Source organism: Neptuniibacter halophilus (assembly GCF_030295765.1).
GTDB classification, from domain to species: domain Bacteria; phylum Pseudomonadota; class Gammaproteobacteria; order Pseudomonadales; family Balneatricaceae; genus Neptuniibacter; species Neptuniibacter halophilus.
In genome coordinates this window covers 3,280,002-3,304,727 of record NZ_AP027292.1, presented here as the reverse complement: position 1 = coordinate 3,304,727, position 24,726 = coordinate 3,280,002, and the positions used below count along the sequence as shown (strand labels likewise).

General features: G+C 53.5%; 24 protein-coding genes and 1 tRNA gene. 3 read left to right on the top strand and 22 right to left on the bottom strand.

Translation table 11 applies throughout. From position 1 onward, the window contains the following. Positions 1–42: 42 nt before the first annotated feature. The 13 genes from QUD59_RS15455 to QUD59_RS15395 all read right to left on the bottom strand — a co-directional run bounded on the left by QUD59_RS15455 (position 43) and on the right by QUD59_RS15395 (position 12,865). Positions 43–933 carry a DMT family transporter gene (locus QUD59_RS15455; RefSeq protein WP_286238070.1) on the bottom strand — a complete coding sequence of 297 codons (891 nt, stop codon included), beginning with the start codon at positions 931–933 and terminating at the stop codon, positions 43–45. 74 nt (positions 934–1,007) lie between these two features. Further along, positions 1,008–2,414, bottom strand: a complete 1,407-nt coding sequence (locus QUD59_RS15450) for an NAD(P)(+) transhydrogenase (Re/Si-specific) subunit beta (RefSeq protein ID WP_286238069.1) — start codon at positions 2,412–2,414, stop codon at positions 1,008–1,010. A 2-nt stretch (positions 2,415–2,416) separates the two neighbouring features. Beyond that, positions 2,417–2,704, bottom strand: coding sequence for an NAD(P) transhydrogenase subunit alpha part 2 (locus tag QUD59_RS15445; RefSeq protein WP_286238068.1), 288 nt, complete (start codon positions 2,702–2,704; stop codon positions 2,417–2,419). Next, entirely contained in the window at positions 2,704–3,888 is a 1,185-nt protein-coding gene (locus QUD59_RS15440; RefSeq protein ID WP_286238067.1) for a Re/Si-specific NAD(P)(+) transhydrogenase subunit alpha, read from the bottom strand. The genes QUD59_RS15445 and QUD59_RS15440 overlap by 1 nt, the downstream gene beginning before the upstream one ends. A gap of 218 nt (positions 3,889–4,106) precedes the next feature. Beyond that, positions 4,107–5,336 carry a Zn-dependent hydrolase gene (locus QUD59_RS15435; protein ID WP_286238066.1) on the bottom strand — a complete coding sequence of 410 codons (1,230 nt, stop codon included), beginning with the start codon at positions 5,334–5,336 and terminating at the stop codon, positions 4,107–4,109. 205 nt (positions 5,337–5,541) lie between these two features. Then, the gene (gene ribA / locus QUD59_RS15430; RefSeq protein WP_286238065.1) at positions 5,542–6,159 is read right to left on the bottom strand and encodes a GTP cyclohydrolase II; all 618 of its coding nucleotides are present in this window, start codon (positions 6,157–6,159) and stop codon (positions 5,542–5,544) included. Between the two features lie 75 nt (positions 6,160–6,234). After that, positions 6,235–7,239 (bottom strand): TIGR03842 family LLM class F420-dependent oxidoreductase, encoded by a 1,005-nt coding sequence (locus tag QUD59_RS15425; protein WP_286238064.1) that lies wholly within the window; start codon positions 7,237–7,239, stop codon positions 6,235–6,237. 40 nt (positions 7,240–7,279) lie between these two features. Further along, positions 7,280–7,948 (bottom strand): NADPH-dependent F420 reductase, encoded by a 669-nt coding sequence (gene npdG, locus QUD59_RS15420; RefSeq protein WP_286238062.1) that lies wholly within the window; start codon positions 7,946–7,948, stop codon positions 7,280–7,282. Further along, the gene (cofE, locus tag QUD59_RS15415; RefSeq protein WP_286238061.1) at positions 7,945–8,721 is read right to left on the bottom strand and encodes a coenzyme F420-0:L-glutamate ligase; all 777 of its coding nucleotides are present in this window, start codon (positions 8,719–8,721) and stop codon (positions 7,945–7,947) included. Before cofE ends, npdG begins: the two co-directional genes overlap by 4 nt. A gap of 11 nt (positions 8,722–8,732) precedes the next feature. Next, positions 8,733–9,344 carry a 2-phospho-L-lactate guanylyltransferase gene (cofC, locus tag QUD59_RS15410; RefSeq protein ID WP_286238060.1) on the bottom strand — a complete coding sequence of 204 codons (612 nt, stop codon included), beginning with the start codon at positions 9,342–9,344 and terminating at the stop codon, positions 8,733–8,735. A gap of 2 nt (positions 9,345–9,346) precedes the next feature. Further along, entirely contained in the window at positions 9,347–10,396 is a 1,050-nt protein-coding gene (gene cofD, locus QUD59_RS15405) for a 2-phospho-L-lactate transferase (RefSeq protein WP_286238059.1), read from the bottom strand. Next, a complete protein-coding gene (gene cofH / locus QUD59_RS15400) occupies positions 10,396–11,664 on the bottom strand; it encodes a 5-amino-6-(D-ribitylamino)uracil--L-tyrosine 4-hydroxyphenyl transferase CofH (protein ID WP_286238058.1) in 1,269 nt (422 codons plus the stop codon). The genes cofD and cofH overlap by 1 nt, the downstream gene beginning before the upstream one ends. Positions 11,665–12,211: 547 nt before the next feature. After that, the gene (locus QUD59_RS15395; RefSeq protein WP_286238057.1) at positions 12,212–12,865 is read right to left on the bottom strand and encodes a TetR family transcriptional regulator C-terminal domain-containing protein; all 654 of its coding nucleotides are present in this window, start codon (positions 12,863–12,865) and stop codon (positions 12,212–12,214) included. 336 nt (positions 12,866–13,201) lie between these two features. Here QUD59_RS15395 and QUD59_RS15390 point away from each other — a divergent pair, with 336 nt between their 5' ends. Both QUD59_RS15390 and QUD59_RS15385 read left to right on the top strand, forming a co-directional pair. Further along, positions 13,202–13,768 (top strand): cytochrome c3 family protein, encoded by a 567-nt coding sequence (locus QUD59_RS15390; protein WP_286238056.1) that lies wholly within the window; start codon positions 13,202–13,204, stop codon positions 13,766–13,768. After that, a complete protein-coding gene (locus QUD59_RS15385) occupies positions 13,765–15,093 on the top strand; it encodes a multiheme c-type cytochrome (RefSeq protein ID WP_286238055.1) in 1,329 nt (442 codons plus the stop codon). Before QUD59_RS15390 ends, QUD59_RS15385 begins: the two co-directional genes overlap by 4 nt. Positions 15,094–15,145: 52 nt before the next feature. Here the strand turns inward: QUD59_RS15385 and QUD59_RS15380 are convergent, their stop codons facing one another. The 7 genes from QUD59_RS15380 to QUD59_RS15350 form a co-directional block, all read right to left on the bottom strand. Beyond that, the gene (locus QUD59_RS15380) at positions 15,146–15,775 is read right to left on the bottom strand and encodes an FMN-binding negative transcriptional regulator (RefSeq protein WP_286238054.1); all 630 of its coding nucleotides are present in this window, start codon (positions 15,773–15,775) and stop codon (positions 15,146–15,148) included. Positions 15,776–15,912: 137 nt separating this feature from the next. Next, positions 15,913–16,455, bottom strand: coding sequence for a response regulator transcription factor (locus QUD59_RS15375; RefSeq protein WP_286238053.1), 543 nt, complete (start codon positions 16,453–16,455; stop codon positions 15,913–15,915). Between the two features lie 51 nt (positions 16,456–16,506). Next, positions 16,507–16,854, bottom strand: a complete 348-nt coding sequence (locus tag QUD59_RS15370; RefSeq protein WP_286238051.1) for a cupin domain-containing protein — start codon at positions 16,852–16,854, stop codon at positions 16,507–16,509. Positions 16,855–16,911: 57 nt separating this feature from the next. Then, the gene (locus tag QUD59_RS15365; protein WP_286238050.1) at positions 16,912–18,198 is read right to left on the bottom strand and encodes a TRAP transporter large permease; all 1,287 of its coding nucleotides are present in this window, start codon (positions 18,196–18,198) and stop codon (positions 16,912–16,914) included. Beyond that, positions 18,198–18,707 (bottom strand): TRAP transporter small permease, encoded by a 510-nt coding sequence (locus QUD59_RS15360; RefSeq protein WP_286238049.1) that lies wholly within the window; start codon positions 18,705–18,707, stop codon positions 18,198–18,200. The genes QUD59_RS15365 and QUD59_RS15360 overlap by 1 nt, the downstream gene beginning before the upstream one ends. A 56-nt stretch (positions 18,708–18,763) precedes the next feature. Continuing rightward, positions 18,764–19,777 (bottom strand): TRAP transporter substrate-binding protein DctP, encoded by a 1,014-nt coding sequence (gene dctP, locus QUD59_RS15355; protein WP_286238048.1) that lies wholly within the window; start codon positions 19,775–19,777, stop codon positions 18,764–18,766. A 40-nt stretch (positions 19,778–19,817) separates the two neighbouring features. Then, on the bottom strand, positions 19,818–21,128 hold the full coding sequence (locus QUD59_RS15350) for an NAD(P)/FAD-dependent oxidoreductase (protein WP_286238047.1): 1,311 nt from the start codon (positions 21,126–21,128) through the stop codon (positions 19,818–19,820). Between the two features lie 153 nt (positions 21,129–21,281). On the opposite strand from QUD59_RS15350, the gene QUD59_RS15345 reads away from it, so the two are divergent. Continuing rightward, positions 21,282–22,253 (top strand): LysR family transcriptional regulator, encoded by a 972-nt coding sequence (locus tag QUD59_RS15345; protein WP_286238046.1) that lies wholly within the window; start codon positions 21,282–21,284, stop codon positions 22,251–22,253. 157 nt (positions 22,254–22,410) lie between these two features. Here the strand turns inward: QUD59_RS15345 and QUD59_RS15340 are convergent. Together QUD59_RS15340 and QUD59_RS15335 are read right to left on the bottom strand one after the other, a co-directional pair. After that, a tRNA-Ala gene (locus QUD59_RS15340) sits at positions 22,411–22,486 on the bottom strand. Positions 22,487–22,562: 76 nt separating this feature from the next. Then, entirely contained in the window at positions 22,563–24,716 is a 2,154-nt protein-coding gene (locus QUD59_RS15335; RefSeq protein ID WP_286238045.1) for a bifunctional diguanylate cyclase/phosphodiesterase, read from the bottom strand. Positions 24,717–24,726 lie beyond the last annotated feature (10 nt).

Here is a 24,726-nt window from a genome sequence, read left to right as displayed (position 1 = left end):
CGGCGCATCAAGGGTTATTTAAAGGTCAATAAACAGTGGGGGTTAAGCATGCTGTTTCCTCACCCGCCTCCAGTCCTGCCAGAACAGGTAGAGACCACTGAGAATCACGATGCTGCCACCGAGCCAGGCGAGCTTATCGGGTAGTTCATTAAACAGCAGCCAGCCGAGCGCCAGCGCCCAGATAATCTGTGAATACATAAACGGGGCCAGTGCGGTAGCGCGGGCGTGTTTGTGGGCGATAATCATCAGGCTATGGGCCATACCACCAAAAAAACCGATGCAGGTCAGTGCCAACCAGACAAGGGTTCCTGTTGGCGTCACCCAGATGAAAGGGACATAAAGCGTGGTTGCCAGCGTGCCTACCAGCGCCGTAAAAAACAGCGTAACCTGCACCGGGTCCTGCTCGGCCAGTTTACGGGTGGTCACGTTATAAAGTGCAGCACAGCAGGCAGAGCCGAAGATACAGAGCGCGCCTGACAATGCTGTTGAATCCAGCGTAGCGGAACCGCCGGGCCGGACAATGATCAGTGTGCCGGCGAATCCGATCAGGATCGCCAGCAACGCGCCGCCAGTAACACGCTCTCCCAGCAGCGGGACAGATAACAGCAGTACCAGCAGTGGAACCGTAAAGAAGATCGCGGTCGCTTCGGCCAGCCCGAGCAGCGTCAGCCCATAGAAAAACAGTAAGGTATCTAACAGCAGGATCAGCGAGCGGCCGATCTGCACCCGGTGCTGAACGGCGCGGATCAGACTGCGGCCATAGCGGGGCCATAGCCAGCAGAAGATCAAAAACAGGTGCCCCACGTAGCGCGCCCAGACCACCTGCCCTACCGGGAGACGCTCACCCAGATATTTCGCCAGTGCTTCCTGCACAGAGATCAGTAGCATGGCCAGAAGCATGTAGATGATTCCGCGGATCTGCTGCGTTTCCATGGTCTTATCTGCCCATTTTAAAAACAGGAAAGCCCGGCCGGTACACACCAACCGGGCAGTTGCGTTCTGCCTGTTCAGGCCGCTTCGTGCAGCGCTGCAGTCAGATCCATAATCGCCTGCTTACCATCGCCAAACAGCATCACTGCATTATCTCTGGCGAACAGCGGATTGGGCAGGCCGGCAAAGCCGGGGCTGAGGCTGCGTTTGACGATCACTACATTCCTCGCCTGATCCACATCGAGTATCGGCATACCATAGATCGGGCTGCCTTTATCCTCGCGCGCCATTGGATTGGTCACGTCGTTAGCACCAATGACGATCGCCACATCGGTTTTGCTGAAGTTGGGGTTGGACTGTTCCATGGTCTTCATGGCGTCATATTCCACCTCTGCTTCCGCGAGCAGTACGTTCATATGGCCCGGCATGCGTCCGGCCACCGGGTGAATAGCAAACTCCACCACCGTACCGCGACTCTGCAGGGTGTCCGCCAGTTCACGCACCGCGTGCTGCGCCTGCGCCATCGCCATGCCAAAGCCCGGTACAATAACCACCCGCCCGGCATCTTCCAGCAGCATGCTCACCTCATCCGGTGTTGAGGAGGTCACCTTTCCGGCGTAGACCTCATCGGCGTCGATCGTATTGCCATCCGCTTCGGCCATTTTGCCAAACAGTACATTGGCCAGTGACCGGTTCATCGCCACACACATAATCCGGGTCAGGATAATTCCGGAGGCTCCGACCAGTGCGCCGGAAACGATCAGGACATTGTTGCCCATGATGAAACCGGCCGCGGCTGCCGCAATACCTGAGTAGGAGTTCAGCAGGGCGATTACCACCGGCATATCCGCACCACCAATCGGCATTACCAGCGTGACGCCCAGCACCAGCGCCACAGCCACCAGCAACACAAAACCCCCGCTGCCAAGCTGGCCGGTGGTCAGCATCCAGCCTGTAGCGACTGCAACAACCAGCAGCATCAGGTTGATGTACTTTATGCCGCTGAAGCCCATCGGCTGCCCGGGCAGAATTTCCTGAAGCTTGCCGAAGGCTACCGCGCTGCCGGAGAAGGTAAGGGTGCCGATCAGTACCGTCAGCATCATAGATGCGTTGGCCACCAGCATGGCTGAACCGGAGAGTTCACTGCCCTGCGCCAGCAGGCTGAAATAACTGGCAGCCGCCACGCCAAGTGACGCGCCCCCACCCAGACCGTTAAGGATGGCCACCATCTGTGGCATCGAGGTCATCTGGACTTTAACCGCCAGTACACCACCGATCACAGCGCCCAACAGCAGGCCAGCAGCGACCAGTTCATAACGAATCACCTGCTTATCCAGCAGGGTGACCACAATCGCCAGCAACATACCCAGTGCCGCAAGACGGTTCCCCCGCGTGGCGGTTTTTGGCCGGGTCAGCCCTTTAATGCCCACCACAAACAGCAGTGCGGAAAGCAGGTAGAACAGATTGATTACCATACTATTCATCTTCAGCCCCTCCGCTTAAACATACTGAGCATGCGGTTGGTCACCCAGAATCCGCCGACCACGTTGATGGTGGCAAAGACAATGGCGATAAAACCCAGTGCCTGTACCAATGCACCGGAATCCGGCCCGGAGCCGGCAGCAAGGATCGCACCCACCACGGTGATACCGGAAATTGCGTTACTGCCGGACATCAGCGGCGTATGCAATGTCGGTGGTACTTTGGTAATCAGCTCAACGCCGAGGAACACTGCCAGCGCAAACAGCGACAGTAAAATCACGAAACTTTCCATCAGGCGACCTCCTCCATAACCGGCTCATTCAGCAACGGAGACAATCCAAGCTGATCGCGAATACGGCTGTTAACCAGTTCCCCCTGATGGGTGATCACCGAGGCCTGAATGATCTCGTCATCAAAGTCGAGCTGATAACCGCCCTCTTCGTTGAGGATGTTGTTGAGGAAGTTCTCGATATTATTCGCGAACATCTGGCTGGCATGATTTGCCAGCGTTGAGGCGATATTGTCCGGGCCGATCAGAGTGACTTCGTTGACCACACGGGTTTCACCGTGACAGGTCAGCTCGCAGTTACCGCCCCGTTCAGATGCCAGATCAACAATCACTGCCCCCGGTTTCATCTGCGCCAGCATATCGGCGGTGATCAGCACCGGCGATTTTGCCCCCGGCACCGCGGCTGTGGTGATCACGATATCCTGTTCAGCCAGTATGTTCGTCATCTGCTCCCGCTGGCGCTGCAAAAACGCCTCGCTCTGCTGCCGGGCGTACCCGCCCTGACCTTCCGTGGCTTCAGCCTCCAGTTCCAGCTCCACCGGTTTAGCCCCGACCGAGAGAATCTGTTCCCGCGCGGCAGGTCGCACATCGTAGGCTTCAACCACCGCACCCATGCGTTTTGCGGTGGCCGCCGCCTGCAGGCCCGCAACCCCCGCCCCCATAATGAAGACCCGCGCCGGGCTGAGATTACCGGCGGCCGTCATCATCATCGGATAGATTCGTTTGCTGGCATTGGCCGCCAGCAGGACTGCCTTATATCCGGCCAGTGTTGCCATTGAAGAGAGCACATCCATGCTTTGAGCCCGGCTGATCCGCGGCACAAGCTCGAGAGCCACACTGGTAATCCCCTGTTGCGCCAGTGCCGTGAAGCGTTCCTGATCACTCAACGGGTCCATCATGCCGAGCAGCAGTTGCCCCTCGTCAAGCAAGGAAGCGGTTTCGGTGAGGGCCTCACCCGCCAGATTCACAGCCACGACAATATCTGCGCTGGCACAGCAGGCACCGGCAGAACCGACCAGTTCTGCTCCCGCCTGCTGATAGGCTTCATCGCTGAACCCGGCAGAGCTACCGGCTCCGCGTTCAACCACAATATCAATGCCGCGCTCTGTCAGGCGCTGTACATTTTCCGGAATCAGCGCCACCCGGTTTTCACCGGCCTGACGCGCTTTAGGTAGTCCTATTTTCATTTTTACACTCCCCGAGCCGTCCTTATTTCAGGCAATAGCTGTCCATGCGCGTGAAAATCACGCACAGACAGGAATGACTGACTGAAACTATGTGAGGAACGGACTCAGCTTTTTTTAGATTTATTGTCAGGCCCCGCAAACCTGTCCAGGACTTACAGTGAACACAGGGTGTGTTGCAGACGTGTTTGCCGGGGCCTCAGAGTCGTTATGGAATGGGATCAGTTGCAGGCCTGGTTGATCACAGCCTGCAGCAGCACGTTACATCCGGCGTGCAGATGTTCCGGTTTAGCATTTTCCTCTTCATTGTGGCTGATGCCGTTTTCACAGGGCACAAATACCATGCCGGTCGGCGCTACCCGCGAGATGTAGCAGGCATCGTGTCCGGCACCACTGACGATATCGCGATGGCTGTAACCTGCATCGATCGCCGCCTGACGCACTGACTCCACGCAGCCTTTATTGAATGGAACCGGTGGCGAGTACCAGATCTGCTCAAATTTCATCTCTAACTGCAGCTCATCGGCGATCTTGGCGCTGATCTCACGCAGCTGATGATCCATTTTCGACAGCACCGCATCATCCGGATGACGAAAATCAACGGTAAAGAACACTTCACCCGGAATCACGTTACGGGAGTTCGGGAATACCTGCAGCAAACCTACAGTGGCACAGGCGTTTGGCTGGTTAGTCAGGCCGATCTGATTCACTTCATCAATAATCTGCGCGGCACCGACCAGCGCATCTTTACGTCGCAGCATTGGCGTAGGGCCTGCATGTGCTTCCTGACCGGTCAGAGTCACTTCATACCAGCGCTGGCCCTGAGCATCGGTCACTACGCCAATCGTGGTCTCTTCCTCTTCAAGGATCGGCCCCTGCTCAATGTGCGCTTCAAAGAACGCTTTCACCGGGCTGCCTACTTCATGCTCACCGGCATAACCGATCCGCTCCAGCTCTTCGCCCATGGTTTTGCCATCCAGATCGGCACGGCTGAGGCCATATTCCAGATCGAACACCCCGGCAAACACACCCGAAGCCACCATTGCCGGCGCAAAACGGGAACCCTCTTCGTTAGTCCAGATAGAAGCTTCAACAGGATGCTCGGTTTCGATGTTGTTATCGTTCAGGGTACGAATCACTTCAAGACCCGCAAGCACACCGTAGACACCATCAAATTTACCGCCGGTTGGCTGGGTGTCGATGTGGCTGCCCATCACCACCGGTGGCAGGTCATTGTTTTTGCCCGGACGACGCGCGAACACATTGCCGATTTTATCGATACGGATGCTGCAACCGGCATCCTCACACCACTTGATAAACAGATCACGGGCTTGCTTATCCAGGTCGGTCAGCGCCAGACGGCAACAACCGCCCTTCTCCGTGCCACCGATCTCACCCATCTGCATCAGGCTGTCCCAGAGTCTCTGCTGATTCGTTTTTATATTTTTCATCGCCGATAAGCTCCTGTTTTGTTGTTTTGGCAATGGCCTAATAAGGAGGACCAAAAATTAACCACATGGTAAAAATTAGAATATTTTTACCATATGGTCAAATAATATTTCAAATTAATACTGTGCCGTTTAAAACCCGTTTAATTTGAGTATGTTAATGCTATTTATCCGAGGCTGATCCGAATAAATTCGGCGTATCATTCGCTCACAGCAGAACCCGGTGCCCCATTCGCTGCTGCTTGGTTTTCATATATCCGAGGTTTCTTGTCCGGTAGCGCACCTGCAATGGCAGGCGTTGTCGTACCCTGATACCCAGTGCCTGTAATCCGGTCAGCTTAGCCGGGTTGTTGGTCAGCAGGCGGATTTCGCTGATCCCGAGCTCTTCCAGCATGATCGCTGCTATCCGGTAATCCCGGCCGTCTGCGGGTAATCCCAGCGCCAGATTGGCATCCACCGTATCCAGCCCCTGATCCTGCAACTGATAGGCCCTGAGTTTATTCGCCAGACCGATACCCCGCCCCTCCTGCCGAAGGTAGAGCAGCACGCCGCTTCCCTGCTCGCTCATCATGCGCAAAGAGGCTTGCAACTGCTCGCCACAATCGCAGCGCTCGGAGGCAAACAGATCGCCGGTGGCACATTCTGAGTGGATTCTTACCATCGGAGCGGTTTCACTGGCCACATCACCCAATACCAGCAACATGTGCTCTTTACCGGTTTCGGCTTCTGTAAACACGGTCATGGCAAAGTCACCGTAATCGGTGGGCATAGGGACGGTTACGGATCGGATCAGTTCGGGTTGTTGCTGTTGATTTTGATCAGACATGACAGCGTTCCCCCTGAGCAGTCTGCGGTTGAAAAGTCAGCACCCCGGCATTACTGCCGGAGTGCTGAAAGGGGATTACTTGGTGAAGTGAGGAATAATGTGCTTGCCGTACTTCTCTACGATGCTCTCTTCATCTCCACTGTCCAGATAGATGTTGAACTGGGTTGTGCCTGCTTCTTCCAGATGACGCAGTTTAGCGATGTGCTCATCTACGCCGCCCAGTACACAGAAGTCTTTCACAATATCTTCGGTGATAAAGTCCAAATACGGGTTATCGCTCTGACCGTGTTTGGAGTAGTCGTAGCCTTTACGGTTCTCGATATAAGAGGTCAGACTCTCCGGCACCAGACCGCTATGGGCACCGTATTTTTCAACGATATCTGCCACATGGTTACCGACCATCGCCGGGAACCAGCGAGTGGCTTCGATACAACGCTCTTTGGTACCGAAGTAAGCCGGTGCTGAGGCGATTACCTGATAGTTACTCATGTCGCGACCCGCAGCCTTACCCGCTTCCAGCGCCTGATCGGTGAACCATTTCACCAGCGATGGTGAGGCGATCTGCAGCACTACACCATCACCGTATTCACCGGCAGTCTGCAGTGCTTTCGGGCCATAAGCACCGATGTAAACCGGCAGGTCATAACCCTCTGCCCATGGGAATTTAACCGGAGCCGGGCAATCGCCGTACATCACTTCTTCACCGCGAACCATGGCTTTAACTTTTTCGGTGAACTCCGCCACACGCGCCAGGTTGGCCGGTTTTTTACCCAGTACACGCACGCCACTGTCACCACGTCCCAGACCGATGTGGAAACGACCATTACTCTGCAACGCCAGGCTACCAAACAGGCTCGCCGCCTGTGACCAGTCACGGGCATTCGGGTGCGTTACGCAGGGACCGAAACTGATTTTTGAGGTGTGCTCCATACACATAGCGATCGCCGGGTAGCACTCACGCCACAGTACATGGGAGTCGTAGAACCAGCAGTGGGTGAAACCCGCTTCTTCAGCCTGTTTGGCCAGATTACGCGCACGCTCAGGGCTGATGAAGCCTTTAAAAGTAATACCGAAATCCATAATTATTCTCCTAATCTTCAGTATTGAGTCGGGGGGTCGTTCAGTGGTCAGGTGCCCAGATCTTCACTCCCGCATGGGAGAAAGGCACCTTCTTGGAAATATTCAGTCGAATCAGAATCGGGGTGATCGCCTCGATACAGCGGGCATTAACCGCCGGGCCCGCGTTATAGGCTTTGATATCCAGCATATTGATCAGGTCGATCACCTTCTCTTTCGCCGCCAGATCGTTACCACACACCAGAATGTCGCAGTTAATGGAATGCTCCAGATTATTCAGCGTGGTGGCCGATACGTTGTGCAGTGCGCCCACCACCGGAATCTCTTCACCCAGCAGGGCCTGTGCGGCCTCAGTGGCAGAGCCTTCAGGTGGCATGTTCAGCGCTTTCGGATCGCCATCTGCCAGTGGAACCACAATATCCACCAGCACTTTGCCGGCCAGATCCGGCTTGATCGCTTCCAGCGTGGCGTTGTGGGCAGAGAACGGTACCGCGAGAATCACCAGCTCATCTGCGGCCGAGGTCGCAGCGGAGTTATCTGTTCCACTGATCACACCGCTCACATCCGGCTGCAGGCCATTCAGTTCCTGAGCGATCTCCTCTGCACGGGCACCGTCACGGGAACCCAGAACCACATCCACACCCGCCGCAGCGAAACGTAAAGCCAGCCCCTTACCCTGTGGGCCTGTACCACCTAAAATTGCTATTTTCATCTGAAAAGATCCTCATGTTGTGGACGGACGAGATCGCGTGCTGAGCTGTCGCTCTTCTGCCAATCAACGCCTTTAAAAATCAGTACGGGTTTCTTACCCTCTTTACTCATCAGCAGACCGGACGCCGCTGCGATCTCATCGGCCAGCGCCGGAACGGTCACCATCAGCGGACGGCCATAAGCATCGGTTTCGCCGGCCAGATCGATCTTGCTCGGCACATGGGCCAGACCGACCGCGACATTGACCAGCCCCATGCGCCAGGGGCGACCAAAGGTGTCGGTAATAATTACGCCAAGGCGTTTCGTGCTGGCCTGTTCCAGTTCAGCGCAGATCTGCCGGGCACTGCGATCCGGGTCTTCCGGCAGCAGAATCACTTTGCCTGCTGCGTCGACATTGGATTCATCCACCGCCGCATTGGCGCAGATAAAGCCCAGACGATGCTCAGCAATGATGGTGCCTTCGGCCTGCTCAGGACGCTTTGAGGTACGCACCAGACGGTTGGATTCAGACAACACGACTTCTACTTTGCGCGGGTCTTTATGCAGCTCCGCTGCCAGCTTTCCGGCTTCTGCCGAAGGGGTTACGTCTGCCAGATCAACAATCCGGCCTTCCGCTTTGGAGACCACTTTGTGGGCGATCACGATAATGTCACCGTCATCCAGTGAGACCCGGTTCTGATCGAGAGACTGAAGGATGATCTGTGCCAGCGGATCGCCCGGTTTAATATCGGGAATCCCCTCCAGCACTTTGATTACAACGTCCTGCGTAGCCATGCTCATATCCCCTATGCAAATTTTTTGTCTAAGCCGCAATCGACCCGGAACAGATCCCCGGGGCGGTCGATATCAAAGGAGAGCTTCTCCAGATACAGGCGCTTGGTCTGCAACCCCAACTGAAACGCAGTCAGTAGATGAATCTGGCAGGAGTTCGGGCCATAGCTGAACGGCATCACATCCGGCGGCGTGGTCAGAATAGCGTTGGTGCCGCCATCGTATGAGGGACAGACAATCGCCGAGCGCTCACCCCGCGGATGGTTCAGCAGTTGCTCAACCTCATGCTTTTCCAGGGTTTCAATATCGCCGGGGACGATTAACTGAGAGTCGTACCCCCGAGCGGCGTTATATTCCGCAGCAATTCGCGCGACGTTATTCAGCCCCGCCATCTCACGATGTTCAGTCAGCACCTCTGCGCCGGCGGCTTCCGAGATCTCTTTGATTACCGTGGAGCCGGTGATTACCAGCAGGTTATGCTGGGGGTAATGCTCGCGGAAAAAGTGCAGGTTCTTCTCAAACAGCGAGATTGCCAGTTTTTTGCGTTCACGCCGGTTCAGTACCTTGGAAAGCCGCTTCTTCGAGCGCTCCGGGCTTTTCATAGGAATCACGATAGACAGTTTCATGGTCACGCCTCCCGAAAAGCCGGATTGAGACTGCCGACCGCATCAATTAAAGATGGAGTGACTTCAGCCTGTCGCTGCCGGGCCTTAGCCGCTTTACGCTGCGCCACCGCCTCATACAGGTGAACGATGGTTTCTGCCAGACGCACCTTGTTGGTCCGGCTGAACATCAGCGTATCGGTGGCCAGCACGTTGGCGATTTTTTCATCCAGAGCGGGCAGATGTTCCAGATCCTGCTGATCGATGATCAGCGCATCGATCAGGCCCCGGTAATAATCCGCCACGCCGAGCACATCGGCGCTGTGACCGGCCACCTGCATCATCCGGTCTGCGGGCCCTTTAACGGTTTTACCGGCAACAATGGGCGATACCGCCACTTTAAACGCAGTCGAATCAAGCAGTGCATCGGCGATGCCGGGAACCGAGAGAATCGGGTTGATACTGACGATCGGGTTACTCGGCGCAATCACAATCAGATCGGCTTCGGCAATCGCGCTGATCGCTTCGGGTGTAGGCCGGGCCTCATTGATCCCTTCGATCCGCACCTCGAGTACCTCGGGCTGACAGCCCTGTTTAACAAAGTAGTCCTGGAAGGGAATCCAACCATCCGTTGTGCGCACACGGGTCTGAATGGTGTCATCGGTGGGTAACAGGATGGGCAGTTCAAGACCGAACGAAGCCGCGATTTTCCGGGCAATCTCGCTGGCTCGCACCCCCTGCTGACGTAATTCAGTGCGGAAGATATGGGTGGCAAAATCCTGATCGCCCAGATACATCCAGGTATCAGAACCCAGTTTCTTTAACTGCTCCAGCACACGATTGGTTTCGCCTTTCAGCCCCCAGCCTTTCTCCCGGTCGATCTGTTCTGACAGGGTGTAAGTCAGAGTATCAATATCCGGTGAGACCCAGAGACCATGAAACATCTGATCATCGGCCACATTACCGAGCACACTGAACGCTGCGGCATACCGGCTGTAGGCGAACCCTTCAGCCATTTTGGCGCCACCTACTCCACCGCTGAGGAGCAGGATTTTCAGGGGCGTCTGAGCATTCATTATGCAGCCCCTCCCGTGGTCGCGATCAGCTCCAGCGAACAGGCTGAAGCGCGGGCAATCAGATTTGGTGCTGACCGGGCTGGCTGATAATCATAGGCCTGCACCACATCGTAGAGGGTGTTACGTCGAACCGGCTGGCGGCCGGCTTCGGCAATCATCCGCACCATATCTTCCGGTACGATCTCCTGACCGTTTTTGCCCCCCGCCGCACGCGAGATACTCTCGTTCATCAGCGTGCCACCAAGGTCGTTGGCGCCGGAGCGCAGCATCTGCTGGGCATATTCAGGGCCCATCTTGACCCATGACGCCTGAATGTTATCGACCCAGCCGTTCAGCATCAGGCGGGAGACCGCATGCATGCGAATATTTTCCTCAGGCGTCGGACCGGGACGTACATCGCCGTTTTCGACATAGAGCGGAGATTCATAATGCACAAAACCCAGCGGAACAAACTCAGTAAAACCGCCGGTCTGTTTCTGAATGTCGCGGATCTTTCCTATATGCGCCGCCCAGTGTTCCGGGCTGTCGATATGGCCATACATAATCGTGGCGGTGGTCGGCAGACCGAGTTGATGCGCCGTGGTGATAATTTCGACCCACTGCTCCGTGGTGAGTTTGTCGCGGGTCAGTTGCTGACGGATCTCTACATCGAGAATTTCCGCTGCGGTTCCCGGCATGGAGCCCAGACCATGATCGATCAGATCCTGAATAAATTCTGCAACCGACACCTTACTCTTGAGCGCACCAAACCAGATCTCAAAGGGAGAGAACGCATGGATATGCATCGCCGGTACACGGGCTTTGATCGCCTTCAGAATTTCACGGTAAAACGTGCCATCGATATCCGGGTGCAGACCGCCCTGAATACAAACTTCAGTCGCTCCACGGTTCCAGGCTTCCTCGGCCCGTTTGGCGATCTCTTCCAGACGCAGAAACTCCGCATCTTCATCGTCTTTTCGTTTAGCAAAACCGCAGAACTTACAGCCCATGTAACACACATTGGTGTAGTTGATATTGCGGGTAATCACAAAGCTGGCCTGATTGCCAACAGCACGCTCACGAATAAAGTCTGCGGTGGCGATCAATGCATCCAGATCCGGCCCTTCGGCCGAAAACAGCGTGACCGCATCGGTTTCTGACAGTTCTTCGCCGTCCACCACCGCGCTGAGAATCTCCCGCACCGGCAGGCTGACCGCAGCAAACCCTTTCAGCAACTGCCGGCGGGCCGCTGCATCACTCTTCAGACTCAAAATATTCGGAGCATTCATAATTCTTTCCTTAACCTATTTCGCTGAACCATAAGAAAAGACGTAACGTTCCTGCCCTGTCGCAACGCCCTGAAGCGGCATTGGCAATGAACTCACTGATCGGGAATCTGAATCAATCGGGAAATGAAGCAGGGGCTCAGGCTTTACAGAATCCAGCGCCGGGGCCTTAAACCCACCGCGATAGCAGCCTGAAATGATTGCTGGTTGAGGTACGGAAACACGCCGCGTATCCATCAAATCCATTCTCCGTATTTATTCTTATTCTCGGTATCAGGTTTGCGCCTACAAACTTTTTACCAAACGGTAAAATAATACTAGATCAACTTTTACCAGATGGTCAAGAAAAATATCTGAACGAATTTATCGGCTAATACCGGCCCAGAACCAAACAAGGCAAGCCATTGATTTAAAAAAGATTAAATTTAGAAAAGAGATGAATTGAGCGAGGCAAAAAACGCCGCGATTGACTGAAAAGATTAAGCGAGCGCATAAAAAAACCGCTGCGCAGATGGCAGCGGTTTTATCAGAGAAAGGTAAAAATCGGGTCTTATTGCAGACCAAGCCCCTTGATGATCATATGGGTCAGGAACTCGGTAGCCTTCTCAAAGTCTTCATCCTCCAGACCGTTTTTGCCCAGAGAAAGGCTGATCTGTGAGGAGAAATCTGCATAGGTCTGGGTGGAGGACCAGATCAGGAAGAACAGATGATAAGGATCAACCGGATCCATTAACCCCTCGCTGATCCAGCTTTTAACCAGCTTTACATCCTCTTCCAGAACCGGAACCAGATGGTTCTTCAGATAATTTTTCAGATAAGGTGCGCCATTAATAATTTCGATAGCGAACACCTTGGATGCATTCGGGTTGGTGCGCGAGAGCTCCACTTTTCCGCGGATATAGTTGCGCACCATCTCAGCAGGATCTTTACCCTGCTGCTCCAGTAACTGCATCTTATCAACCCAGAGGTTCAGGATATTCTCCAGAACCCGCTGATAAAGCACCTCTTTTGAAGGAAAGTAGTAAAGCAGGTTCTGCTTCGACATCCCCGCCCTTTCGGCGATGGTTTCGATGGCCGTACCGTTATAGCCATTGGCTGAAAACAGATCCTCTGCGGCACGGAGAATCCCCTCTTCATGCGCTTCCCGGATACGGGAGCGTCGACGGGGTTTCTTTACTACAGCTTCATCCACTGAATTTGGCATGCTGAACAATTCCAATAATAAAAAGTAACATTCGAAACTTATTTTACCACATGGTAATTATTTCCGTCTGCATAAACCGCCAGACGGTGGCGCAAATGCCCCCTGTAGGAAACATTGAACCGGGAGAGGCCTTCCCACCTGCCATGCTGCTTCTCCCCGCATGATAACCAAATCGGCATAAAGTGTTTAGTTAAACCTTAGCGGGCTCCCTCTGCCCCCGGTGGGCCAGAGTAAACGACACCCCGGTCTGTAAATATTTTGTGTTTTTTTATAAGTCCCTCTTTTCTATCAGGATATTTGGACTATTCTAGGTTGATGTATTGATGAGGGACCAACATGCAGTTTAAAAAGCGCAAACGTCGCAGCGTCATAGTCAGGCTCTGCGCACTGGTAGTTGTACTGGGATTCCTGGGGCTGGGGTCGGTGTTTGTCTGGATGGGTATGGACACTGCACTTCACCAGACCTCCGGACAGGCGTTCTGCGGGAGCTGCCACAGCATGAAGCCGATGCAGGCATCATTCCTCGATGATGTGCATGGCGGGAAATCGACTGTTGGCGTTCAGGCACTGTGTACAGATTGCCACCTCCCCCATGACAGTTACATTAACTACCTTTACGTCAAAGCTAAAAGCGGCGCCTGGGATGTTTACAAGGAGTATATCGCCGGTGCCGAAGACGTAGACTGGGTTGAGAAACGTAAACACGCCAACCGCTATGTTTATGATTCCGGTTGCCTGAAGTGTCATAACAACCTGGAGCAGGGTTCCGAGCTGGACAACAAACAGTTCGTTGCACATAAGCCATATTTTCAGAAAACGGTCAGCAAAAGCTGTATCGATTGCCACGATGTCGGGCACAAAAACCTGATGTTTCATCTACAGGAAGTAGGGAAGTCAAAATGATAAATAAGCTGATATTACAAAGGTACCTGCTGCTGGTAGGGCTGATACTTCTGCCCCTGACAGGCCAGGCCCAGGAACAATCAGGTCTCGACCTGAGTGCGGTTAAGACGATGGATTTCAAACGCGGCCTGTCCGAACTGGATAAGACCTGTATCGGCTGCCATCAGGATGAACAACCGGGCGTGGTAGCCGACTGGAAAGCCAGCCGGCACAGTCACGTGGGGGTCGGCTGTAATGACTGTCACGCGCGCACCGCCGATGCACCCGATGCCCAGCTTCACAATGAAGGCGACCTGAAAGGTGTTTATATCAGCCCGCTGGTCTCTCCGGATGTCTGCGGACGCTGCCACTCAGCCGAGCAGGAACAGTTTAACCAGAGTGGCCACTTCCGCGCCTATCGTCAGATCATCCCGAAAGACAGCCTGCATGCACTGGTTGCCGTCCATGAAGGACGCAACAACAAAGAGCTGGGTAATGCCCCGAATGAAACCGGCTGCATGCAGTGTCACGGCACCGAGATTAAACTGACCGCAGATGGCAAACCGGACCCGACCACCTGGCCTAACGCCGGGATGGGTAATATCTACCCTGATGGTGCGACCGGTAGCTGTACCACCTGCCATACCCGGCATAAGTTCTCGATTGCAGAAGCACGTAAGCCCGCGGCCTGCGCCTCTTGCCATCTGGGGCCGGACCACCCGGACATCGAGGTGTTCAACAACAGTAAGCATGGCCACGTCTTTAACGCCGAAGGCTACACCTGGAAGTGGGATTCCCCGTCCGATGGCTGGGAGCCGGGCGATTACCGTGCCCCGACCTGCGCCACCTGCCATATGAGCGGAATCGGCAAACTCAATACCACCCATAACATTACCGAACGCCTGTTCTGGAACCTCTGGGCGAAAGAATCCAAGGTGCGTAACTCAACCGATGTGCTCAGCCCGCTGCTGGGTGACGGCCCTGCAGGGCGACAGAAAATGGAACAGGTGTGCAGCTCCTGCCACAGCAGCACCCACACCAAAGGTTTCTTCGCTCAGGGTGATAAAGCGGTCCGTCTGTATAACGAAGAGTACTATACGCCGGCTAAGAAGATGCTGGATGACCTGAAAGCGAAAGGCCTGCTGACAGATAACCCATGGATCGATGAGTTCCAGATCACCTTCTACCACCTCTGGCACCATGAGGGCCGTCGCGCACGTCACGGTGCGATGATGGGCGCAGCAGACTATGCCCACTGGCATGGTTTCTTTGAGCTGCAACAGGATCTTTACAAACTCGAAGTGATCTACGAAAAACGGATCAAGAGCGGCAAAATCGAGGAGTAACCTCTGCCCCTCCTCTCCGGCTCACCCTCAGAGCCGGGGAGGAACCTGCCCATTACCTTTGCGCATCAACCAGCCGGGCTATCGCTCTGGCGGCATCATCCGGGCTCACAGAAAGCCCATCGACTACCCCCTGCCGGTTCATTTCAGGCTGATTCTGACTCAGTTTCCACTGCCCTGTGATCTCAGCGACCTCAATCTCCAACCCGATAATCGCAGGCAACATCTTCTGAATATACGCCTCAGGCGCATCCGTAATCGCCCAGGGCTCAGCGGCTCCCTCTTCATGCTGAGCGGTTAAGCGATCGACCAGTCCGTACTTCCACTGATCATCCTGGATAAACTTAATCACCCCCTTCACATGCACCACCACGTAATTCCAGGTGGGCACCGCTTTACCATGCTCTTTTTTGGTGGGGTAATGGCTCGGGGAGATATAGCAGTCAGGGCCATTGAATATAGCCAGTACCTCAGCACCTGCCGCTACCGTCTTCCAGATCGGATTCGCCTTAGCAATGTGTGCCCGCAGATATAACTGATCCCCTTCAGACTCCACCAGCATCGGCAGATGAGTTGCCTCAATCCCTGATTCGGTGGGTGTCACCAGAGTTGCAAACGAATACTGCTGCATTAAAGCCAGCAGCTCGGCGGTATTTTCCTGCTGGAATCGCTTCGGTATAAACACAGATAATCCTTAACTGAACGCGTCTCAAAACAGAGTAAGGTTATATACCGTTTCAAGATAGATTGATTGGATAAAGTTGCGCAAAGTATAAAGCCAGTCGCATCAGCGCAGCCACGTGACCTTTGTCCAGACCGTGATTAGAGGAGCGAAAGCGAGAGAAAACGACTGACCAGTTCCGTGCGGTTCCGGACCTTGAGTTTGCTGTATATGTTAACCAGATGAACCTTCACGGTACTTTTCTTGATACCAAGGATATCTGCGATCGCCTGATTGCCCCGGCCACACCCCAGATGTCGCAAAATTTTCTGCTCGGAGCGTGTTAAATCTTTCAGATCGGGCAAAAAAAGCGGCATTAATTCAGAAGCAACGGCGGGCTCTGGCGCTTCTTCACGGAGTAACGCCTTCAGGTATACCCTCGCTTTAGCCACACCTATAGACATAGGTAAAATTGCCCGCACACCGGATTCAGCCAGTTGCTGATGGGAGCGTCCGAATACGGAAGAGAAGAGAATCAACTGGCCCGGCGTAACACCATGTTCGCAGAGCCTTTTAAGCGAGTTAAGGGAGCACTGTCTGACGCTTACCAGAATCAGGGTATCACCCGCGTCAATCCTTGGCAGGCTGTCAACACAGCGATGCTGGCTACAATACTGTCCGGGATCAATCTCCTTCAGCAACATAGCAAGCCCATAACTGAAAAGAGGTTGATCACAGACAATATGTATCATCGATCAGCCTTGCAGCATCTCTTTCCAGTTACCCGGATAAACCGCATAAAAAATTGTCGCGCTATCCCCTTCATATTTGAGCTCGGTACCTTCCGGGATCCAGAGAATATCTCCCGCCTCGGCAGCAAAAGTCTCATCCGCGGTGACCAGCCGAAAACAACCTTCCACCACATAGACAACCTCATCATAGAGCACGGTCCAGGCGATGGAGCACTGATCGAATCGGGCGATTCCTGCGCCCATGGTGGAACTGATATCCGTAGACACTGCACGGCCCACTTCAGCATGGCCCGGCGGCCCACCACGATGATAAAACTCGATGGAATTCGACTTAATTAGTTTTACAGACATATCAACCTCAAGAAGTGGACTTCCCTGTCCGGGTTAAACCTGCTGGAGAACAGGCGATCAGAGCACTCCAAGCGCTCGGGGAATAAACAGCGAGAGTTCAGGTACAAAGGTGGTTACCAGCATCACCGGAATACCCACAGCACCAATCAGGTAGAGGGCAGGCATTATCGATTTGTGAATCGACACCTGACCTATACGGCAGGCCATATAAAGAATCGGCGCCACCGGCGGGCTGTTAGCCCCAATAACGACTGAACAGGCGACAATTGAGGCGTAATGCACCGGATCGACACCAATGGTGGTGATCAATGGCATAAACAGAGGCGCAATCACGACCGTTACCGACAGATCGTCCATAATTGCCCCGGTAAAAATCAGAAAGGCGTTCACCATCAGCAAAATCAGTATCGGGTTTTGTACCAGCGTCGTAATCGCTTCAGTCAGCTCCTGAGGAACCCGCTCTGCAGTCAGAATACGTCCGATCATGAACGAGAACAGCAGGATCAGAATAATCGTTCCGGTGGTTTCGCCTGCAGACACTACACTTTCGCGTAACTGCCGCAGTGTCAGATCCTTGTAGACAAAGAATCCGATAAAGATTGCCGTAACAACCGCAACCGCAGCTGCTTCGGTTGGTGTAAAGATCCCACCGTAGATACCCCCAAGAATAATAAACGGCATCGACAGGGCCGGAATCGCACTTTTGAAAATCTTGCCACGGGTACGATCACCCAGATTAAAGTTGGTCACTTCCTCTTTAAACAAGCGCCCGGCACAAAACCGGTTAAACAGAATCAGGCCGATAATCAGGAGCAGGCCTGGCCCGATTGTGGCAGCAAACAACGCAGTAATGGACTGACGGGTGACCACACCAAACAGAATCAGCGTAATTGAAGGAGGAATGAGAATGCCAAGCAAAGATGACATACCCAGCAGCGCACTGGAATACCCACGGGGATAACCCCGCTGAGCCAGAGGACCGACCATAATGGTTCCGATGGACGCCACGGCTGCGGTCGCGGTTCCGGAGATTGCGCCGAAGATGCCCGAGGCAAAAACCATTGAGGCTCCCATACCGCCTCTGCGCCCCATCACAATCAATTCAATAAAATCGACCAGCCGACGGGCGATACCGCCACTCTTCATGAGATACCCAGTAAGTACGAAAAGCGGTAGCGCCAGCAGAATGATATGGTCTAGCGAGCGAAACCCCTGCAACAACAGAGTTGTCATTTTTACATCAAAAACAAAAACCAGATATCCAAGCACAGCGGCAAAGGACCAGGCTACAGGAACCCCGATAGCCATCAAAAAAATCAACAGAAACACAGCCCAGATAGCCATTACTCTTCCTCTGCTTCTTTAACATTATGACAAGCACGACCGCTGATCAGATCTCTCAGCGCATATACAAGACACCCCACACTCGCCAGAATAATGGCCGACTGAGCAACCAACTGCGGAATATCCAGACCTTCGGTGTACTGCGGTCTGCGCAAAGAGAAAGACAACATGCGCCAGGAGAGATAAACAAAAAATGCGCACGTCCCCACCATAATCAGCGCGATAACCCGCTGATGAACCTTCTTCCAGAACGATGACTTAATCTGTTGCGGTACAAAATCGACAACCAGATGCTCCGCCCGACGGCTGGCGATTAATGCCCCCATCATGTACAGCCACATCGCACCGATCAGCGCCAGTTCGTCCAGACCAATAATGGATATTTCAAGGACATAACGTGTAATCACCTGAAAGAAAACCAGTCCGGCCACTGCCGCACTGGTGAACAGCGTGAGCGTTTCAAAGATGGCGGCGAACCATTTATCCAGTTGAGTCAAAAACACTTTCATAGGACTTCTCCGGATGCGCCTGACTCCGACCGGGCCAGAGTCAGGCACGATTGACATTACAGGGCTGGAGCCTGGTCCTTCAGTTTCTGAACGATCTCTTCGCCCAGCTCATCCACCATCAGTGGCCATACCTTTTCACGCGCAACTTTCGCCAGAGTTCTCAGCTCTTCGTCGTTCAGCTCGATATACTCCATACCGGAAGCCGTTGCCTGGTCAATGTAGTACTGGTCCCGCGTCCTCGCTTCCTTAAACTGCTTGGCCATTACATCAGCCGCCGCCTGGGAAACAATGCTCTTCTGGTTGTCAGACAGCTCATCCCACACTTCCATATTCATGGACAGCGCTCCGGTGACGAAGGTGTGCTTAGTGCGCACGTAATAGTCCAGAACATCACGGAAATACTCATAATCCCAATAGATGGTATTCCCTGCATCACCGTCAACTACGCCGGTCTGAATCGAGGTATAAACCTCACCCCAGGTAATGGCGGTCGCCTGATACCCCATGGCCTGCAGAGTTTGCGGGTTAGGGAAGTTCGAAGGCACACGAACCTTCATTCCCTTCGCCCCTTCAATCGTGGTGGCATAGCGGCCTTTTGACGCCACACCGGCAAACCCTTCCGGCCATGCACCAAAGTATTTCAGGCCCAGATCAGCATGAATATCGCCGTTGATCTTATTCAGCCAGCCGCCATCTTTATACGCATCAAATGCCTGCTCCCAGTTGAGAAACAGGTAAGGAGTGTTGCGCAGCCCCATTTTTTTATCGTAAGAGGTCAGAGGCCAGTTCAGCATCATATCGACTTCGCCGACCACCAGCAGATCGAATACCTCTTTCTGATCGCCCAGCTCATCCTGATAGAAAATATCGACGGTAATTTCGTCATCAGTGCCCTGAGTACGCTGCTCGATCTGAGCAGCCCAATGTTCAATCGCTTCGCCAGCCGGAGACCCCTTGGCACCGGAATCGGTAGCCAGCTTCAACTCCACTGGCTCTGCCTGAGCAGACAAACTCAGCGCAGACGCTGCAACCGCTGAAAAAAGAAACGTATGTAGTTTTTTTAGTTTCATTCGAACACCTGTTATTTTTAGTTATCAACCGACAGAACATTTACAGCTCTGAACGACTAGCAAAACGAGCCATCTGCATACGCAGAGGCACTCCAACCCTGAGAAAAATTTTGGGGGGTAACCAGGACGGGTTACCTGATACCTCGACCATATCCTGCAATAGCTGCCCATGACGGCCCGCGACCATATCGGCCAGCATCATGCCGGAGATCGTCCCTCTTGCCGCCCCCACACTCTGGTCGCAGCACGATGCATAAACCCCCTCTTCTACCTTGCCAAAGAAGGTTTCAAAATTTCCTGATAAGCCACTTGCGCCGCCCCACGTATACTCAAATTCAACATCCTTAAGATGCGGGTAACGGGCCAGAAACCCCTCCCGGTGGCGTAATTTCATCTTAGGCAACAAGTGTGCAGGCGTGTTGTAATCGTGAGCATATCGATAGGAGTTACGAATAATCAGACGGCGGTCCTGAGTCATTCTGACCGTAGTCCCTGCATGATCAGCCGGCGTCAGGCCCCAGTCAGTTTGCCCGCCATACACCGACATTTCGGCCTCACTCAGCGGTCTTGTCATACTGGCAAAGGTCATTACCGGGAGAATCCGGTTACGCATAAAGCCCAGCTCAGGGGTAAAGATATTGGTCGCCAGAATAATATGCCGGCAGCGGACTTTAGCACCATTATTAGCAGTCAGGACAAAACCCGTTCCGGTGCGTTCAATTTCGCTGATCGGCGTCTCTTCCACGACCCTTACATTAGAGGGCATATTATCAGCCAGACCACGCATCAAGGCGGCCGGCTGCATCAGCATGCCACCGGGTGTATAGATAGCTGCGCTGTAATAGTCTGTTCCGAACACATTGCGCATTTCCTCCGCAGAAAGCCGGTGGTAGACCTCATTCCCCTGCTTCAGAAGATGCTCGTAATTAGCGAGATGCTTTTCACCACGCTCCCCTACCGCAGCCTGATATTTACCTGCTTTGGACCATTGGCACTCAATACCGTACTTGTCGATCTGAGTCTCAAAATACTCGATGGCTGTCCTGTTCAGGCGAACAATTTTCGCTTTATGTGCATCGCTACTGAGCTCGAGTTCCCGCTTATGCGGCTGATCAATCACGAAGCCGGAATTACGCCCGGATGCACCCTGACCGATCTTCAGCGCATCGATCAGCAGAAACGGCTCATCGGGTAAGTTCTCCGCCAGCCGTCTGGCTGCCGCATTACCTACAAATCCTCCCCCGATCACAACGGTATGGAATGTTGCTTGATCCTCCAGCGGCGGAAAGCTACTGACATTATTAAGCAGCTCATACCAACCACACTGGTTGTCGTATTCAGGTAGTATCATTGTAAGCCTCAACTTCTCTTCTACTGGGCTACAGTCAGCCTCTTGAAGCGGCATATTTGCTTACATAAATAATTATTTCTACACAACAAGGCATAATTAAGGCATTCTAAGCCTCAATATAAGAAATACTTATTTTCAAAAAGAAGACCCGTTATGCCTCAACCGGATCGCCGACCTTTAGACACTGCTGCGTTAAACACCTTTGTCACCCTCTCTGAATCCGACTCTCTGACCGATGCCGCTCACCGGCTCGGCGTCTCTCAATCGGCCATCTCCCAGAGCTTAAAACAGCTCGAAACACACACCGGCGTTACACTGGTTGTTCGTCGTACCACGCCGCTTCAACTAACCCCGGCCGGAGAAGTCCTGCGTAAACATGCCGCCAGTATTCTGGGAGATCTCAGGCGCTTAAATACCACGGTACGGGAAGCTGCTCAGCAAGGTGTCGTCCAGTGTCGTGTTGGTCTGGTAACCTCCTGCTCCGAGGTTTTTGGCAGCAAATTGATCACGGTGCTGAAAGAAAAGGCGGAGCGCCTCAGTCTGAAAAGCGGCCTGACGCCACAGCTAATTGAAGCTTTCCTGAACAGGGAGATTGATATACTGATCTCAGACGACCCGTTAACAGGTGAAGAGGGGCTGGACCGGCTGAAGGTCTTTCGTGACCCGATGGTTCTGGCCTATTCCCCTAGACTTCTGCCGGAAAAGGAAGCCTCACTGGAAAGACTCGCCGAGCATTCACCGATGATCAAATACAGCCGCTCAACGAATATCGGCATCTATTCGGAGGTCGTTTTGCGCAGAATGCATATTCAGGCCAATATCCGCTACGAAACAGATGACACCCACACCCTGATGAACTTCGTGCGGGATGGCCACGGCTGGGCCGTTCTCAGTGCGCTCTGTCTGGCACAAACGTTCTACAACCTGGATCGCATCAAAGTACTGGAACTGGATAAAAGCAAACACTCCCGAAGTATCTACCTCATTGCACGTAAAGGGGAACTGGGCTCAATACCCACGCAGATTAACGAGGCTCTTCAGGGATTGTTTTTTGAAAACATCTGCCCCCAGCTTATCGGCAATTACAACTGGATGACCCCCGGTATCTTCTCCCCGGAGCATTAGCAGGGAGTAATGCATTGCACCGACAGCCCCTCTGGAATAAAGCCAGAGGCAAGCCGATTAGAGATCACCTGAAAAAATGGCGGGAATTAAACCGGGGAAAGTCAGGCACAAAAAAACCAGCTCAAGGCTGGTTTCTAAGTGCATTCCTGTAAGGATTTGGTGGAGCCTAGCGGGATCGAACCGCTGACCTGTTCGCTGCCAGCGAACCGCTCTCCCAGCTGAGCTAAGGCCCCACATCAGGAAGTGGGCGTATATTAATCGTCGATTACAGAGCTGTCAACGCGTTGAATAAAAAAGTTTTTCTATTTTTTAAACCAGTAACTCATGGCGGTAAACTTCGGAATAAGGGACCGGTTTACTGAACAGGAACCCCTGCACCATATCGCCGCCTGCCTGATCAATAAACTCGAGCTGGCTCTGGTTCTCAACCCCTTCGGCAATCACATGTAACCCCAGACGGTGGGCCATGGCGATGATCGCTTCGACGATCTGCCGGTCGTGATGATCGTGTTCAATATCACGGACAAAGGTCCGGTCCACTTTGAGGGTATCCACCGGCAGTTGTTTAAGCTGGGCCAGCGAGGAGTAACCCATACCAAAATCATCGATGGCAAAGCGACAGCCGATCTGACGCAGTTCATTCATCTGCTCAAGTGCCAGATCCAGGTTCTCCATCAGGACGGTCTCGGTAATCTCAAATTCGATCATCGCCGGGTCGACCTGATAGCTTTCCAGCAAGGATTTGGCTTTATCCGCAAAGTCCCCGGAAACAAACTGGTGGGCACTGATATTTACCGCAATCGGTACCAGAGGCTCACCCTGATCGACAGCCTGACGAATATGCCGGCAGGCCTCCTCCAGCACCCAGTCGCCTATCGGGATAATCAGGCCGCACTGTTCCGCTACGCAGATAAACTCCATCGGCGACACCAGACCTTTTTCAGGATGGTTCCAGCGGATCAGGGCTTCCAGCATAACGATCTGACGATTATCCAGACGCACAATCGGCTGGAAATAGAGTTCCAGTTCATCGTGCTCCAGCGCAAATTTAAGCTCCTGCTCAATCTGCAAGCGCTGAACCAGCATCTTCTGCAGATCGTGGTTAAAGAAGGTGGCACGATTTTTACCCAGTTTTTTCGATTCATACAGGGCAATATCGGCATTACTCAGCATCTGCTGCAGGGAAGAAGAGTCATCCGGAATCAGGGTAATGCCGATGGACAGGCTAACCCTCAGCGGCACCCCCTCAATGACTATTTCATTGCGCACGTTGCTGATCAGTTTATCCGCCATGTGCTGGCAATCTTCACCCGACGTGACGTTCATCATCAGAATGGCATACTCATCGCCACCCAACCGGCAGATGATGTCGCTCTCACGCATGGTAGCTTGCAGACGTTGCGCAACCTCTACCAGTAATCGGTCCCCTGCGGCATGGCCAAGGCTGTCGTTAACGCGCTTGAAATCATCCAGATCAAGGTACATCAGTGCTGCCTTTTTACCGGTGCGCTGCAACACTTTAACCTCGTATTCCAGTTGTTCCATAAACAGGCGCCGGTTTACCAGCCCGGTCAGCACATCATAAAACGCCAGCTCATTGAGCTGCTCGGTCTTATCCGCCACCACGGCGCGTAAACGATCCGGCTCGCGCATGATATAAGCCAGCAGAGAAGCCAGCATAGCCGCCAGCAGAATGCTCAGAACAAACCCTTCTTCAATCAGCAGAGGCCGGTCTGGCAGAGGTCGGCTGAGAGTCAGGCGCCAACTGGAGTTAGGTACAATAATGGGGAAACTGACGTGAAGGTTATCCAGAGCCTTTTCAGACTGCGAAAAAATTTCCCAGGAACCGGTATCAGGGTGAACCCGCTCAAGCGTGAAGCCGTAGCCGTCTTTTTCCAGTTGCTCAAGATCCGTGACTGCCAGAAGGTCTTCGAGAAAGATCAGCGCCGATGCAAAACCCCAGAACTTATCTTTACCCTCTTCGCTGATAAATACCGGATTGCGCCCGATCACGGCCACGCCGCCCTGTACCAGTTCAAAAGGCCCCGCCACCGTCAGACGGCGCTCACGGATCGCCAGCTCAGCCTCCTCTCGCCGCTTGTCATCTTTCAGCAGGTTATGGCCAATCGCTTTTTCATTACCGGCTAAGGGATAAATACGTTCAATCACGCCATTGGGCGCAAGCTGCAGGTTGGATATCCCGCCCAGCGCCTTAATCGTTTCATCTGCAAAACTGTTAAAGTTTTCCATGTTGCCGTTGGCAAAACGGATCTGCAGAGATAGCAGGTAGGTGGCCGAAAGGGAGCGCCCCAGACGCCGCTCGATGGCACTCGCCTGAGCATTAGTGATCTGGTTCAGATGAAGTTTCTGCTCTTTTTTCCAGGCGGAATCGAACAGGAGAACGCCGTAACAACCCGAAGCTGCAACGCCGATAAAGACAAGAAAACAGACTAAACTGCGCAACGACCCCACT

What these genes read in the sequence shown, in the direction of transcription:
- QUD59_RS15350 (WP_286238047.1), bottom strand. Translation starts at nt 21,128, where the DNA reads ATGATACTACCTGAATACGACAACCAGTGTGGTTGGTATGAGCTGCTT.
- QUD59_RS15445 (WP_286238068.1), bottom strand. Translation starts at nt 2,704, where the DNA reads ATGGAAAGTTTCGTGATTTTACTGTCGCTGTTTGCGCTGGCAGTGTTC.
- QUD59_RS15385 (WP_286238055.1), top strand. Translation starts at nt 13,765, where the DNA reads ATGATAAATAAGCTGATATTACAAAGGTACCTGCTGCTGGTAGGGCTG.
- QUD59_RS15435 (WP_286238066.1), bottom strand. Translation starts at nt 5,336, where the DNA reads ATGAAAAATATAAAAACGAATCAGCAGAGACTCTGGGACAGCCTGATG.
- cofC (WP_286238060.1), bottom strand. Translation starts at nt 9,344, where the DNA reads ATGAAACTGTCTATCGTGATTCCTATGAAAAGCCCGGAGCGCTCGAAG.
- QUD59_RS15365 (WP_286238050.1), bottom strand. Translation starts at nt 18,198, where the DNA reads ATGGCTATCTGGGCTGTGTTTCTGTTGATTTTTTTGATGGCTATCGGG.
- QUD59_RS15360 (WP_286238049.1), bottom strand. Translation starts at nt 18,707, where the DNA reads ATGAAAGTGTTTTTGACTCAACTGGATAAATGGTTCGCCGCCATCTTT.
- cofH (WP_286238058.1), bottom strand. Translation starts at nt 11,664, where the DNA reads ATGAATGCTCCGAATATTTTGAGTCTGAAGAGTGATGCAGCGGCCCGC.
- QUD59_RS15455 (WP_286238070.1), bottom strand. Translation starts at nt 933, where the DNA reads ATGGAAACGCAGCAGATCCGCGGAATCATCTACATGCTTCTGGCCATG.
- dctP (WP_286238048.1), bottom strand. Translation starts at nt 19,777, where the DNA reads ATGAAACTAAAAAAACTACATACGTTTCTTTTTTCAGCGGTTGCAGCG.
- npdG (WP_286238062.1), bottom strand. Translation starts at nt 7,948, where the DNA reads ATGAAAATAGCAATTTTAGGTGGTACAGGCCCACAGGGTAAGGGGCTG.
- QUD59_RS15370 (WP_286238051.1), bottom strand. Translation starts at nt 16,854, where the DNA reads ATGTCTGTAAAACTAATTAAGTCGAATTCCATCGAGTTTTATCATCGT.
- QUD59_RS15375 (WP_286238053.1), bottom strand. Translation starts at nt 16,455, where the DNA reads ATGTTGCTGAAGGAGATTGATCCCGGACAGTATTGTAGCCAGCATCGC.
- cofD (WP_286238059.1), bottom strand. Translation starts at nt 10,396, where the DNA reads ATGAATGCTCAGACGCCCCTGAAAATCCTGCTCCTCAGCGGTGGAGTA.
- QUD59_RS15345 (WP_286238046.1), top strand. Translation starts at nt 21,282, where the DNA reads ATGCCTCAACCGGATCGCCGACCTTTAGACACTGCTGCGTTAAACACC.
- QUD59_RS15390 (WP_286238056.1), top strand. Translation starts at nt 13,202, where the DNA reads ATGCAGTTTAAAAAGCGCAAACGTCGCAGCGTCATAGTCAGGCTCTGC.
- QUD59_RS15425 (WP_286238064.1), bottom strand. Translation starts at nt 7,239, where the DNA reads ATGGATTTCGGTATTACTTTTAAAGGCTTCATCAGCCCTGAGCGTGCG.
- cofE (WP_286238061.1), bottom strand. Translation starts at nt 8,721, where the DNA reads ATGGCTACGCAGGACGTTGTAATCAAAGTGCTGGAGGGGATTCCCGAT.
- QUD59_RS15395 (WP_286238057.1), bottom strand. Translation starts at nt 12,865, where the DNA reads ATGCCAAATTCAGTGGATGAAGCTGTAGTAAAGAAACCCCGTCGACGC.
- ribA (WP_286238065.1), bottom strand. Translation starts at nt 6,159, where the DNA reads ATGTCTGATCAAAATCAACAGCAACAACCCGAACTGATCCGATCCGTA.
- QUD59_RS15450 (WP_286238069.1), bottom strand. Translation starts at nt 2,414, where the DNA reads ATGAATAGTATGGTAATCAATCTGTTCTACCTGCTTTCCGCACTGCTG.
- QUD59_RS15440 (WP_286238067.1), bottom strand. Translation starts at nt 3,888, where the DNA reads ATGAAAATAGGACTACCTAAAGCGCGTCAGGCCGGTGAAAACCGGGTG.